Origin of the sequence: Nocardia sp. NPDC046473, from assembly GCF_040645995.1 — a bacterium.
In the GTDB taxonomy this organism is placed as follows: domain Bacteria; phylum Actinomycetota; class Actinomycetes; order Mycobacteriales; family Mycobacteriaceae; genus Nocardia.
Map to the genome: position 1 here is coordinate 684,661 of NZ_JBEYZJ010000003.1, position 14,091 is coordinate 698,751.

Annotated in this window: 11 protein-coding genes; 8 read left to right on the forward strand and 3 right to left on the reverse strand. The window is 69.1% G+C overall.

Going from position 1 to position 14,091, the window contains the following annotated elements; genetic code table 11:
* Position 1: 1 nt before the first annotated feature.
* The 8 genes from ABZ942_RS13315 (at position 2) to ABZ942_RS13350 (ending at position 12,272) form a co-directional block, all read left to right on the forward strand.
* Positions 2–1,840 (forward strand): hypothetical protein, encoded by a 1,839-nt coding sequence (locus ABZ942_RS13315; protein ID WP_357381453.1) that lies wholly within the window; start codon positions 2–4, stop codon positions 1,838–1,840.
* Complete coding sequence (locus ABZ942_RS13320) at positions 1,837–4,839, forward strand: PrgI family mobile element protein (RefSeq protein WP_357381455.1); 3,003 nt, start codon at positions 1,837–1,839, stop codon at positions 4,837–4,839. Before ABZ942_RS13315 ends, ABZ942_RS13320 begins: the two co-directional genes overlap by 4 nt.
* Entirely contained in the window at positions 4,836–7,358 is a 2,523-nt protein-coding gene (locus tag ABZ942_RS13325; RefSeq protein WP_357381457.1) for a type IV secretion system DNA-binding domain-containing protein, read from the forward strand. Before ABZ942_RS13320 ends, ABZ942_RS13325 begins: the two co-directional genes overlap by 4 nt.
* A 46-nt stretch (positions 7,359–7,404) precedes the next feature.
* Entirely contained in the window at positions 7,405–8,373 is a 969-nt protein-coding gene (locus ABZ942_RS13330; RefSeq protein WP_357381459.1) for a replication-relaxation family protein, read from the forward strand.
* Positions 8,373–9,368 (forward strand): bifunctional lytic transglycosylase/C40 family peptidase, encoded by a 996-nt coding sequence (locus ABZ942_RS13335; protein ID WP_357381461.1) that lies wholly within the window; start codon positions 8,373–8,375, stop codon positions 9,366–9,368. The genes ABZ942_RS13330 and ABZ942_RS13335 overlap by 1 nt, the downstream gene beginning before the upstream one ends.
* Positions 9,369–9,460: 92 nt before the next feature.
* Entirely contained in the window at positions 9,461–9,664 is a 204-nt protein-coding gene (locus ABZ942_RS13340; RefSeq protein WP_357381463.1) for a hypothetical protein, read from the forward strand.
* A gap of 291 nt (positions 9,665–9,955) precedes the next feature.
* Positions 9,956–10,621 (forward strand): hypothetical protein, encoded by a 666-nt coding sequence (locus ABZ942_RS13345; protein WP_357381465.1) that lies wholly within the window; start codon positions 9,956–9,958, stop codon positions 10,619–10,621.
* A gap of 214 nt (positions 10,622–10,835) precedes the next feature.
* Positions 10,836–12,272, forward strand: a complete 1,437-nt coding sequence (locus tag ABZ942_RS13350; protein WP_357381467.1) for a cutinase family protein — start codon at positions 10,836–10,838, stop codon at positions 12,270–12,272.
* A 127-nt stretch (positions 12,273–12,399) separates the two neighbouring features.
* Here ABZ942_RS13350 and ABZ942_RS13355 read toward each other — a convergent pair whose 3' ends face one another.
* The 3 genes from ABZ942_RS13355 to ABZ942_RS13365 all read right to left on the reverse strand — a co-directional run bounded on the left by ABZ942_RS13355 (position 12,400) and on the right by ABZ942_RS13365 (position 14,001).
* Positions 12,400–12,702 (reverse strand): hypothetical protein, encoded by a 303-nt coding sequence (locus ABZ942_RS13355; protein ID WP_357381469.1) that lies wholly within the window; start codon positions 12,700–12,702, stop codon positions 12,400–12,402.
* Positions 12,703–12,936: 234 nt separating this feature from the next.
* A complete protein-coding gene (locus tag ABZ942_RS13360; RefSeq protein WP_357381471.1) occupies positions 12,937–13,512 on the reverse strand; it encodes a hypothetical protein in 576 nt (191 codons plus the stop codon).
* 75 nt (positions 13,513–13,587) lie between these two features.
* Positions 13,588–14,001: a hypothetical protein gene (locus ABZ942_RS13365; protein WP_357381473.1), complete on the reverse strand. Its 414-nt coding sequence runs from the start codon at positions 13,999–14,001 to the stop codon at positions 13,588–13,590.
* Positions 14,002–14,091 lie beyond the last annotated feature (90 nt).

The window sequence follows — 14,091 nt, forward strand, 5'->3', positions numbered from 1 at the left end:
AATGACTGCCCAGCTGCGCGGCGGCTCGCCGCCGATACCGCGACCACGCCGGATCGTGATCGTCCTCGCCGCGGTGCTGGCGATCGGGGTGTTCGGGACGGGTCCCGGTGCCGCTGAGCCCACCGGCAGCCCGGCCCCGCCGCCCACATTGACCACCCCGGCCGCGCCTGTGCCTGGGCCCGTGCCGCCGGGCGCTGGCACGACCCCATCCGGTGTGCCGACAGCGCCGGGTACGCCCGGACCGGCGCGTCCCGGACAGCCGGGCACCCCACCCGACCCCGACGCGGCAAACAGCGGCAGTGAGCCCGAATGCGGGGTGCGTCACATCTCGGGATGCGTCGCTGACGCCATCGACGGGTTCTTCCGCCGCCTGGTCGATTCGGCGCTCAACCCGCTGTTGGAATTGCTGTCGAGTTCTCTGCTGACCACCCCGGAGCTCTCGGACCTGCCCCGGATCGGGCAACTGTGGTCGGCGAACTGGCAGCTGGTGCTCGCGATGTACGGCGTTCTGGTGGTCGCGGCGGGGATCCTGCTCATGGCGCACGAGACCCTGCAGACCCGATGGGGGTGGCGCGAGCTTCTGCCCCGGCTGGTGGTCGGGTTCGTCGCCGGGGCGATGAGCATGACTCTGGCCGCCCACGCCATCCGCCTCGCCAACGGCCTCGCCACGGCGCTGGCAGGGTCCGGAGCCGACACCGACTCCGCGACGGCAGCGCTGAGGGACATGATGCACTTCGGCGCGGGCACCGCAACGAATCTGTTCGCCCTCTTGATGCTCAACGCGCTGACCGTGGTGCTGGTGACACTGCTGATCACCTACGTCATCCGGGTCGCGATCACTGTCGTGCTCGTGGTGGCCGCCCCGCTGGCAATGATGTGCTACGCGCTGCCGGGTACCGAGGCCATCGCTCGCTGGTGGTGGCGCAGCTTCACCGCCTGCCTGGCGATCCAGGTGGTGCAGTCTCTGGTGTTGATCACCGGGCTTCGGGTGTTCCTGTCCCCAGGCGGCTGGAGGTTCTTCGGCCCCTCCGAGTCCGGCCTGGTCAGCATGATCGTCGCCCTCGCGATGGCGCTGATCCTGGTCAAGATCCCGTTCTGGCTGCTGTCGGTGCTCAAGATCGGCCACGGCCGCGGGCTCGTGTCCTCGGTAATACGCGGGTTCGTTGCCTACAAGAGCTTCGGATTGCTCAAGGCCGCCGGTGCAGGATTGTCCTCGGCCGCGCGCGGAGGACCTGTCGGGCCGCCCGCAGGCCGACCGGCTCCGACGCCCGACCCATATGCGAAGGTCCGTGCCACCGCCAGCGGGCAGCTGATGTTGCCGCTGTCGGGTGTACGCCGGGTCAAACGTCCGGCCTCGCCGCCGAGCACGCCCACGCCCGCACCCCAGCTCGCGAGTCGCCAGACAGCGGACGAGCAGTTGATGTTGCCGTGGCCACCGTTCCACGGCGGAGTCGACCTCGGGCCCAAGCCCCGGTTGGGGCGTGACGGGCAGTACCGGCTGCCGATCACCGTGCCCCGAATCCCGCGCCCCGCTCCCACCCCACCCTCGCCGGTGGCCAAGCCGAAACCGGCGACCGGTGCCTCCAGTCGGCAACTGACGTTCGACTTCACCCCGACCGCCGCAACCGACCCGTATGCCGGGCTGCGTCCGCTGCGCGGTGGCCAGTACCCGCTACCGCTGGAGGTGCGCCGCGTCCCGGCACCGCCCCGCGCCCCGGTCACACCGCCGCCGCAACCACCGCCCTCACCGACGGTCGGCCGCCAATTGCACCTGCCGATGCCCGATCTGCCCGTCCGCCGCCGCCGCCGTCGTCGCCCCAGCTCTGGAGGTTCCCAATGAACGCCACTCGCATTCCCGCCGATGTCGATCGCCCCGATCGGTTGATCGGTGTGTTCACCGCCCGCCAGGTCGCGATCCTGGCCATCACCGGCCTCGCCGTCTACCTGGGATGGATGCTGACCCGGGCCTGGGTGTCCGCGCCGCTGTTCGTGGCGTGTGCGGTACCGATCGGCACCGCCGTGGCCGCCGGAGCACTCACCACCCGCGACGGCCTCTCCGGCGACCGATTGCTCTTCGCCGCGATCAGCCACCGGCTCCGTCCCAGCCGACTCGTGAATGCCGATGCCCTGAACCCTGCGCCGCGGTGGCTCACAGCCCGCGCCGCGAGCCACCGCGATTGTGGTGGCGCACAACCGTTGTCGGCGGCCGATCTTCGGTTGCCCGAGGCGGTCACCGGCAACGGTGAGGTCGGGGTGATCGACCTCGGCGCCGATGGCCTCGCGGTGATCGCGCTCGCCGGGACAGTCAACCTGAGCCTGCGCACCCCGGCCGAGCAGGACGCTTTGGTCGCGCAGCTCGGCGGCTGGCTGCACACGCTGCGCCAGCCAGTGCAGATCCTGATCCGCGCGACCCGCCTGGATCTGACCGGCCGCATCACCGCACTACGCAGCGGGGCCGCGCAGATGTCGCCCGAGCTCGCCGAAGCCGCCTACAGCCACGCTGCCCATCTGGCCGAGCTCGCCGCGACCGAGGATCTGCTGCACCGTCAGGTGCTGCTGGTGTGGCGCGAACCCCTCGACACGGCCACCGCCGCGACCGGCGGCCTCGCCGGACCGTCAGCGCGAGCGATCCTGGGTGGGTTGATCGCGGGTCGCCGCCGCAGCGCCCGTGCCGCCTCGGCTGCCGCGCGCCGCGCCGCCGAGGCTCGGCTTGTACGCCGACTCACCGAGGCCGGCGAGCTCCTCGCCCCGATGGGGGTCACAGTCACCGCACTCGATGACACCCAAGCCACCACGGTCCTGGCCAGCGCCACCAATCCCGGCAGCCTCGTGCCGTACTCGGCCGACATCGCCACCCCGGACGGAATCATCACCACCGCCACCAGCGCCGACCTCGGTGACGACGACACCGACAGCCAGCCCGCCGCCGACACCGCCCCGGCCCGGTCTCGGCAGGTCCGACGCGCCCTGCGGGGACCGGGGGCGGCGTTCGCGCCACAATCGTTGACCATCGGGGCCCGTCACCTCGAGGTCGGCACGGACTGGGTGGCCACACTCGCGGTGACCGGCTACCCCCGCGAGGTCACGCCCGGCTGGCTCGCGCCACTGCTGGCCCACCCCGGCCGCGTCGATGTCGCAGTGCACATTGACCCGATCGACCCGGCCACCGCCGCCACCCGGCTGCGTCGCCAGCTCGCCCGCCTGGAATCCTCGCGCTGGCACGCCGCCAGCCACGGCCGCCTGCCCGACCCGCAGATCGACGTCGCGGCCGAGGACGCCGCCGAGCTCTCAGCGCGGGTGGCCCGCGGTGAGGGCCGCTTGTTCCGGGTTGGGCTCTACCTGAGCGTGCACGCGGCCAGCGAAACCGAACTCGCCGAGGAAGTCGCCGCAGTGCGCACCCTGGCCGCGAGCCTGCTGGTCGACACCTGCCATCTCACCTACCGGGCGGTGCAGGGGTGGGCGGCGACGCTACCGCTAGGACTGGATCTCGTTCGGGCGCACCGTACCTTCGACACCGCCGCGTTGGGGGCGGCGTTCCCGTTCACCTCGCCACAGCTCCCGGTCGCCGATCCGGTGCAGGCGCATCGCCCCGACGGGGTTCTCTACGGCCGTGACGCTGCCGGTGGGCTGCTGTTTTTCGACCGTTTCAGCCAAGACATGCACAACCACAACGCGGTGATCCTCGGCCGCTCCGGTTCGGGCAAGTCCTATTTCGTGAAATCGGAGCTGTTGCGGTCGTTGCATCGCGGCATCGAGGCCACCGTGATCGACCCCGAGGACGAATACCGGGCACTTGCCGACGCGGTCGGTGGCACCTATCTGGCGCTGGGCGCATCCGGGGTACGACTCAATCCCTTCGATATCGAGGTCCACGTGCGGCCCGACGGCCGCCGGTGCGCGCCCGCCGACGCGCTCACCCGCCGGAAACTGTTCGGCCACACCGTGATCCGGGTGCTACTCGGGGAGCAGTCGCCAGCCCAGCGGGCGGTGCTCGACACCGCGATGACCGCCGCATACGCCGCCGCGGCGATCACCGAGGACCCGGCGAGCTGGACTCGTCCTGCCCCGACGATGAGCACCCTGGTCGAGCAGTTGCGGGCGTGCGGCTCCAGCGTAGGTACCGAACTCGCGGCGGCGTTGGGACCGTTCGTCGGCCATGGTGCCTTCGCCGGGCTGATCGATGGCCCCACCACGACCGCCCCCGAAGGTGGGCTCATCGTGTTCTCGCTGCGCGGGTTGCCAGATGAGCTGAAAACCCTGGGTACTCTGCTCGCTCTCGATGCCACCTGGCGTCGGGTGGCCAACCCCGCGACCCGGCGGCCCCGCCTGGTCGTGGTCGATGAGGCGTGGCTGGTGATGCGCCAAACCGCCGGGGCGGAGTTCCTGTTCAAGGCAGCGAAATCGTTCCGCAAGCACTGGACCGGACTCACCGTGGCAACTCAAGACGTCGGTGATGTGCTCTCGACCGAGCTGGGCAAGGCCATCGTTGCCAACGCCGCCACCCAGATCCTGTTGCGCCAGGCCACCCAAGCCATCGACGAGGTCAGCGCCGCGTTCGCGCTTTCGGACGGCGAGCGGGCATTCCTGCTCACCGCCGCGCGGGGGCAGGGCCTGCTCGCCACCGGCCAGCACCATGCGGTCTTCGCTTCGCTGGCCTCGGCGGCCGAAGACGCTCTGATCACCACCAGCCCGCAATTCGGAACGACCCTCACCGAGGGCTCTGAGGCCGATATCGAGCTCGGCGAAGCCACGTCACCGCTGACCGAGCGACCCGACCTCGGCGACGACGTCGATGACAACGTCGACGAGATCGTCCTCGACGATCGGAAAGCCGCATGAGATCGGCCCTGACGGATACGCCTCAGGATCGGCTGGGCCGTCTGCTACTCGATCCGGGCGCGGTGCTGGAGCGGATCGCCGAGCTCGCCGGATGGCCGCTCACCCCTGCCCGTGGGATCGCGGCCGGGGTGGTAGTGGCAGGTGTGCTCGCCGCGGGCGCCATGGTACGACGAGTACGCCGCGCCAGGCTGGCCACTGGTGCCCGCCACGTCACGATCCTGTGCCCGCCGACGGTCGACCCGGGCGCGGCCCAGGCGCTGTGGGCGCACCTGATCGGGCTGTTGTGCCCAGCATGGAAACGCCTGGTGTGCGGGCAGCCGCACCTGGCGTTCGAATACCGCGTCGTCGGCGGCCACGGGGTCACCCTCGGCCTGTGGGTGCCGCAGGTGATCCCGCCCGGCCTGATCGAACGCGCGGTCGCCTCGGCCTGGCCCGGAGCCCGCACCCGAACCCTCGACCTCGCCGACCCGCCGTTACCGAGCCCCACCGCCGGATGCCGCCGGATACTGACCGGCGGGGAGCTGCGGTTGGGCCGAGCCGAAGGCTTTCCCATTCGCATCGACTACGGCGACGGCGATATCGCCCGAGACCTGCTCACCGCCGCCGCCGATCTCGACCTCGCCCAGGCCGCGTGCGTGCAGGTTCTCGCCCGCCCGGTCACCGGCCGTCGCGTGCACCAGAGGACACCCAGCGGCCTGCGCGGCACGCTGGGCGGCGCGTTGAACGGTGCACTCGCGGCCGTGCAAGCTCTGCTGGTCGAACTGGCCAGCGTCCTGATACCCCGACCGGTGTCACGGTCACAGGCACGCGGTATGCCCGCCGACCGGTTCGCGCGCCTGGAAGACTCCACCGCGACCCGGGCAGCAGTCACCAAAGCACGCGGCCCGCGCTACGAGACAATCATCCGCTACGCCGTCACCGTCGCGGTCCCCGCCAACGCCGACCGAGAGACGATCGCGGTCGCACGCGCGGTCGCCCGAGGCCGCGCCAACGCCCTGGCCACGGTGTTCGGGTCGTGCGCCGACCTCAACTACTACCGTCACCACCGCCGGTTGCGGCTCGCCACCGCACTGACAGCGCGGCGACTCGGGCGTGGGGATCTGCTGTCGACTCCCGAGCTCGCCGGTATCGCGCACCTGCCCTATGACTCCTCGGTACCCGGGCTGACGCGCGCGGGATCGCGAGCGGTGGCCCCGGCGAGCCTGATCCCGCTCGGCGGCGCGCACACCAAACCCCTCGGGCTCGCCGACGCCGGAACCGGGCAGCGGCCGGTGGCGATGCCGGTCGCCGACACCCGCCACCACACGCACGTGATCGGCGCGACCGGTGTCGGCAAATCCACCCTGCTCGCCAACCTGATCCTCGATGACGCCGACGCCGGGCGCGGCGTCGTGGTGATCGACCCCAAAGGCGACCTCATCAGCGACGTCCTGTCCCGGCTGCCGCGCCGCGTCGCGGACAAGGTCGTGCTCTTCGATGCCGATGCCACCCACCGCCCGCCGTGTCTGAATCCACTCGACACCACCTCGGCGGGGCTGGACCTGGCGGTGGAGAACCTCGTCAACATCTTCTCCCGCATCTACGCGCGCTGGTGGGGACCGCGCACCGACGACGTGCTGCGCGCGAGTCTGCGTACCCTGTGCGCCCGCCCCGGCACCCCCACCCTGATCGACCTGGTCAAACTGCTGACCGGGCAAGCCAATCTTGAACGGATCACCCGCGAGATCACCGACCCGGTACTGCGCGGATTCTGGGCCTCATATACCGAGCTGTCCGACGCCGCTCGCGCCCAGGTCGTCGCCCCGCTGCTGAACAAGACGAGGCAGTTCCTGCTGCGCCCATTCGTACGCGACGCGCTAGCGGCCGGGCCCTGCACCGTCGACCTGGGCGAGATCCTCGACCACGGCGGCATCTGCCTGGCCCGGCTACCCAAGGGCACGCTCACCGAGGACACCACCCGTCTATTCGGTTCGCTGCTGGTGGCACGCACTTGGCAAGCCATCACCGCACGCGCCGCCACCGAGCCCGCCCGCCGAGCCGACGCCAGCCTGGTCCTCGATGAGGCACACAACTTCTTGAACCTGGCCACCCCGGTCGAGGACATGCTCGCCGAAGCCCGCAGCTTACGTCTCGGGCTGGTCCTGGCCCATCAAAACCTCAGCCAACTGCCTCGCGAACTACGCGACGGTATCTCCGCCAACGCCCGAAACAAGATCATCTTCTCCGCGAGTCCCGAAGACGCCCGCGACCTGGCCCGCCACACCGCCCCCGCACTCAGCGAACACGACCTCACCCACCTCGACGCCCATCACGCCGCCGCACGCCTGCTCATCGGCGGACAGCAGAGCGACCCGTTCACCTTCACCACCCGGGCTTTGCCTCACCCCATCCCCGGGCGCGCCCGCGAGATCATCTGCGCCGCCGCCCGCGCCGCCGGGCACCGTGTCCCCACGCCACCGGCACCCGCTGACGCCGGGGCCCAGACCGAGCCCGGCCGGGCAGACCCGCGACTGTCGTGACGCGCGTGCCGCGTGTCGGTATCCACCCCCGGGAAGGAAACCACCGATGATCACTCGCCCGACCCGACAAGCCGGACTGCGTGCCCCGGCCCGGGTGAACACTGCCCGGCTGGCGCTGTGCCTGACCGAGCGTGACCGCTGGATCCTGCGCATGTGCCACGAGCATCGGGTACTGACCACCGGCCAACTCGCTACGCTCGCGTTTCCGAGTGAGAACGTCGCGCGCCGCAGGCTGGCACTGTTGTACCGCTACGGCGTGCTCGATCGGTTCCGGCCACTGCGCGCCACTGGCAGCTCCCCCGCCCATTGGGTCCTCGCTCCCGCTGGGGCCACCGTGCTCGCGGCCGAGGCCGGCATCGAGGTCCGCGAGCTCGGTTACCGCCCCGACCGTGCCCTCGGTATCGCACACAGCCTGCACCTGGCCCACACCCTCGGCGTCAACGAATGGTTCACCGCCCTCACCGCCTCCAGTGCCCCGGCCGACACGCTGCTGGCGTGGTGGTCGGAGTCTCGTTGCCGTGCCCTGTGGGGCGATCTGGCTCGCCCCGACGGCTACGGCCGCTACAGCCACGACCACGCGAGCCTGGATTTCTTCCTGGAGTTCGACCTGGGCTCGATGACGCTGGGCACGGTCGCGGCGAAACTGAGCGGTTACGCCGAGCTCGCCCGCACCACCACCGTGATCACCCCGGTCCTGTTGTGGCTGCCCACCACAGCACGCGAGGCCGCCGCACGAAAAGTGTTGCACGACAACTGGGCCGGACTCGAGGACCCCGCTACGGTACCGGTCGCCACCGCCGCCGCCGAGCTACTCGACCCCAGCGCGGCCACGCCCTCCGCACGGGTGTGGCTGCCCCTGGAGTCCACCGGCGCGAGCCGGGTCACCCTGCGCGAGTTGCCCGCCGCCTGGCCGCAGGTTCCTGCCCCGCCCGCGACCACCCCTATCCCGCCCGCCAGCCGCCACGCGATCCTCACCCCACCGCCACCGCGTCCGCCCGAGACCAGGGCACAGTGATGTTGGGTCGTGTGCTCGCCGCGGGCGGGGTTACGGCGGTGTTCTGTTCGGTCGTGATCGCGGCCGTGGTCACCACCGTCGCGGTTTTCGACCAGCCCGGGCCCAGTACCTCCTCGGCAGGCGGTGGGAGCGCGCCGAGCCCGGAGGCGGTCTCCGACGTTCCGGCGAACATGCTGGTGCTCTATCAAGGAGCGGCTCGGGTGTGCCCGGGGCTGGACTGGTCGGTGCTCGCGGCCATCGGCAAGGTCGAAACCGACCACGCCCGTTCGACTTTGCCGGGGGTCCACGCGGGAGAGAACTCGGCTGGGGCCGCCGGGCCGATGCAATTCCTGCGCGACACCTTCGACGCCGTAGTCGCGCGGCACCAGCTGCCCGGCGGCGGGGCAAGCCCGCCGTCACGCTACGACCCGTACGACGCCGTCTACGCCGCCAGCTACTACCTGTGCGACTCCGGCGCGCCCGCCGACCTGCACGCCGCGATCTACGCCTACAACCATGCCGAGTGGTACGTCGAAGGTGTCCTCGACCAGGCCCGGCGCTACCGCACGCTGGCCCCTGACGGGACCGGCAACTGCGCCAACCCTCGAGGCACCGGCCGCGCGGCGCTCGTGCTCGCGTTCGCCTGCGGGCAGTTGGGGCAACCGTATGTGTGGGGCGGCGACGGGCCCGAGGCCAGCGGCGGCTGGGACTGCTCCGGACTCACCCGCGCCGCCTACCTCGCCGCCGGAATCACCCTGCCCCGCGTCGCTCAAGACCAGTACTACGCGAGCCCGCCGGTGCCCGAGAACGAGCTTCAGCCCGGCGACCTCGTCTTCTACGGCACCGCCGACAACATTCACCACGTCGGGATCTATCTCGGCGCGGGAAAAATGATCAACGCACCGACATTCGACCAACCTGTCCAAATCGCGGACTATCGGCTCGGCGATTATTTCGGGGCCACCCGGCCGACAATTCAGGATTCGCCATCGGAAAATCGTCACAGCGCCGAGTGAGGCTTCCGACTCTTTCGGAGTGTTTTCTCTTCATCGAAGCAAACGGTAAAGCCTCGAAAGGCGGAAATGGCATGAGAAAAAAGGATCGGACTGTGAGCGCGCTCGCGCAGTTCCCCTATCAGCCCTCGGACACCAGCCAGACAGTCCATTACATCGATGAGGTTCAGATACGGATCGCCACCGCCGCCGCCTGCGATCACGAGGCCACCATCTGCCCCGAGTGCGCCCGCTCCTGGCAGCGTGAGCACCTGTTCACCGAGCGACTGCCCTGGGATCATCCCGACACGGACACCTGAAACCAACCCGTCGGAAATTATCGCGCGGGGTCCCGCGCGATAAATTCACGCACACATGTGCACCCCGATTACCTGCCTACTCGTTGGGGTGGTAATCGGAAATCCGCTGACGACCACCGGATGTAAAAGTTTTTTGACGAGCTGCTTGACATCATCGGAATTAGGAGCGTTCATGGTATTGGGAATCCCCGCACACGCCGGTAACGCACCGGCCGGGGACCACCGTCCCGGCCGGGACATGACAAACCAACACATTTCGAAATCCCGAACCATTCCACGAGGAGAATCGTCATGTCCACCACAACATCGCAATCCGCCACCAACAACAGCGCCGCCGCCGAAGCCCTCTGGTCGGCACTGACCGCCCAACCCGACAGCACCACCGCCGAACTGGCGACCAACGCCGCCGTCAACCCATCCACCGCCCGCAAGATCCTCAACACCTGGGCGACCGAAGGCACCGTCACCCGCACGCCCGACCCCGACAACCCACGCGCCGCCGACCGCTGGGAAATCATCACACCCGATACCCCCCAGAACCCCGAGCCGACCGTCGAACCTGCGGCACTGGTAGCGACCCCCACACCGGCCCCGACGGCAGCGACCGCGCCAGCACCGGCCGCACCCCCAGCAGCAATCGCACCGGCACCGGCCGCGTCTCCGGCGACGCCTGTCGCGGTCGCACCAGTGGCGGGCATTGACCCGGCTGCGGTGTGCCCGACCTGTGGGCGCAGCGGCAATATGACCCTGCCTCCCGGAAGTCTGCGCGGACTCGTCGAGGACTACCTGCGTGAGCACCCCGGCCAGGAGTTCACCCCCGTCCAGATCGCTAAGGAGCTCAACCGTTCGAGCGGAGCTGTCAGCAACGCCCTGTACGCGTTGGTGGGCCGATTCGTCGCCCAAATTACCTGCGAACGTCCCCTGCGATTCATGCTTCACCCCAACCAGCAGCAGTAGACCTCACCCCTACAGCGCCGCCCGGTGGCCGAGATCGCCATCCGGGCGGCGCTGTGCTGTGTCCTCCCCGAGGTTGCGATCCCTGTTGTGAAAGTGCCTTTCGGATTTTTTGGGGCTCGATGTCGAAAAACACACCCGGAACAAGCAACTGCCAGTTGCGGACCCAGACCGCCCGCACCGGCCATGTAGCTCGACATCTTCCGGGAGGATCCCCATGCACACCCACCGCTCATGCTCACCACGGCCCGGCATGCCGGGCCGCCGCGACGGGCGCGCACCGGTCCGACTGACCGTCTGCGCTGCCGTCACGTCCCTGCTGGCTGTCACTACGGCGGCCACCATCGCCGCTGCTGATCCGCCCGCCCCCGGCTGTGCGCCGTTCACGGCGGTTCTGGTGCCCGGCACCACCGAAACCAGTCCTGCCGCCAGCCCGGGTGCACCGGTGGGGCTGCTACGCCCGATCGGGGACGGCCTGACCGCCCGCTACGGCCCCGGCATCGACGTACGGTATCTGCCCTACACCGCTGCGGCAGCCCCCTACGCGGCCTCGGAAAGCAATGGCACGCAAGCACTGTCGACGCTGCTGAGCCAGCTGTGCCCGACCACGCGGGTCGTCCTGGCCGGGTATTCCCAAGGCGCGGACGTCGCCGGTGACACCGCCACCGCGATCGGACACGGCTCGGGCGCGATCGACGCCTCGCGAGTCAGCGCTGTCGCGTTGATCTCCGACCCCCACCGAGCTCCTACCACCCCGCAACTGGGGCCCGCCGTCGGCGGGCAAGGCATCGCCGGGCCACGAAGCCAGGATTTCGGCGCGCTCACCAACCGCGTACGCACCACGTGCGTTTCCGGCGATCTCTACTGCTCGACCTCCCCGGACACCTCACCGGCCTGGTCGGCGCTCGGCCACGTGTTCACAGGCAGCCCTGACACCGTCGCCGACTCCAGTGAGCTGACTGCGAGCACGCCGGCCGAGGCAACCTCAGGGTTGGACGCGCCCGCAGTGACTCGGCAGGTAGTGCTCGTCGCAGGCGGGCTCGCCCAGTTCGCGGCAGGCATACCCCGATTGCTCGATGACCTCGGCCGTCTGCCCGGTGCGGTGCTCGCCGCGGACATCCCCGGCGCGCACCAACTCTGCGGCGAGATCAACACACTGGTCTCGCCGCTGGTCCAGCTCGCTGACAAGGTCGACCTGCACCTGGTCGCCCAAGCACTCGAACTGGCCGCGCCCCTCGACTCCTCTGGCGCCACAGCCATCGCGGCGCAGATCGTCACTATCCTGGCGCGCGCCGACATCGCCCGGATCGCCGCCGACATCGGCCGCGCGCAGGAGATCGCCTGGCGCGCGGGCGAGAAGCTGAGCCTCGGTGACCCGCTCGGGGCAGGCATAGAACTGGTCGGCGGGATCTCCGTCGCCACCGACCTCGCCGCAGCAGCCGGAGCGGCTCTGCTCGGAACCACCTCATCAGGCACCTCGCTTACCTCGGCATTGACCAGTGACCCCGACACCAGCGACATGCTCGGTGATCTGGCGAGCCAAGGCCGCGACGCCGCAGCGTTCTACACCTCCGGCGTCCACCAAACCGGCTACGACACCACCCTGCCCATCGTGCTCGACTGGATTACCGCCGAGATCGACCAGGCCCGATAACCCCGGCAGGGCATTGCCGCGTCGTCCATGCCCGGTAACCGGCCCGGTGGATCAGCGAACAAACAACGAACGCCCCCAACCGGGGGCGTTCGTTGTCGATCCGGCCCCTGCCACGTTGTTGCAGAGCTCACCGGTAGGGCGGACAGTGAACCTCCACCCGCCAACGTCCCGGTGTTGATTCGGCGATAGCAGTAGCAGCCCAACCAGCAAGATCGTCCTCGAAGTCGTGGGCGAGCCAGGTCAAGATGCGCCGCTCGGCCTCGTCGACAGTGGCAGCGTCGACGCCACAGGCAAGGACCGTTGTCATATATCCGAGGTCGGCCATCTCCGGATCGGATACCACCTGATTGTCGCTACTGATCAGCGTGGCGGCCCAACGATCCCGGGGCACAACCGGATACAGATCATCTGTCGGGTAGGTGGTAGTCATCGGTTTCCGACCTCACTGGTTGCGAAGTGTCTTCGGACATTTCTTGTTACCTTGCATGCGTTTTCGGGTGAACCTGATTGGCCCGCCCTGGTTCGAGTCGGTTTCACTGTCATAGGCCCGCAGCAGCGCTGCCAGATCCCCGCCGTTTGCGGCGGGCCATCAAATAGCAAGCCTCGCTGCGATATTCGGGCTATGCGCACTCGGCGGAAGGAATTTCGGATGAAAGGCGCGCGCTTACTCAACAGGCACGGCGGTGTGGTCGGCTGTCTCGGCGAGCAGTCCGACGCTGCTGATCAGGTTGCGGAATTCACCGAGGTCGGCCAGCGAATGCTCGAGGCAGTTGGCCAGCGAGTCGTCAGGCACGACGGAAGGTGATCTCCCGCCCACGAGGTCGTCGATCACCGTCGCGACTTGTCCGGCGAGCTCGCGAGCATGAGACAGCGCCTCCTGCTGCTTGCGGTCGAGTACCCATGCGGCGGTGGCCTTCTGGGCGGAGACCAAGTCCGCCATCTGTTCGGCGAAGACGAACTCGTCACCACCGACCCGCCGCAGAAACCACGGCGGGACAGCCACAGCATGCGGATTGCCCGGCTCCTCAACCAGGCACATGGCGACACCGTCTTCGGAGTACAGGAACACCACGCGCCCACCGACGGACTCGTCCTGGAAGTGAGTTACCTCGTCGCCGACCGCGATCGGGCACGGGGCACCGAACCGCTCCGGTGGATCGTCGGCCGTCGAAGGGGGCAAGGGGGCGCAGTCGCTGCCGGTCGCGGCTGCCGGTGCTGCGCGGGGGGTGTGCTCGGTCATAGCGTTACCTCCGTGGGGTTGAGCCACTGACGGGGTTCTTCACTTCGTAGATCGGCCATTTCGGTTGTCTCCCATCTATTCCGGGGGAAGCAGCGCCGCCGGATCGAAGCCGAGTTGAAGCAGGCCGAGTCGGCTGCTGAGAACAATGTCGAAGTCCTCGACGAGACCGTCGCCTTCGTAGGCGCGGGCATGGACCAGCGCCCAATCCGCGAGCAGACTTTCCCGTTCAGCGCGGGGGATCTGTTCGACCTCGCTGGCCTTGAGTCGCCCGGTGGCTATCGCCTCATCGATCGCACGCGAGCAGAGGCCCAGTACTTCGGTGGCGTAGGCAGCGATCCGCAATGCCTGCGGAGCCCGTTGCACGAACCGGTCCCTAGCGCATTGGTCGGGGAGCTTGTCTGCGTTGAGAACACGATCGGCGATGAGGTCGGCCGCTGTTCGGAAAGATTCATCGGCATTGCTGCGCTGGGGAGTATTATTGGCGCTCATTTCCATTGTCTCCTAACGGTTTTCGATTCCCTAGTGCCGGGTGGCAATAAGTGCGTGGCCGGTATGCCCCCGGCCTGGGAAGGCCGAGGC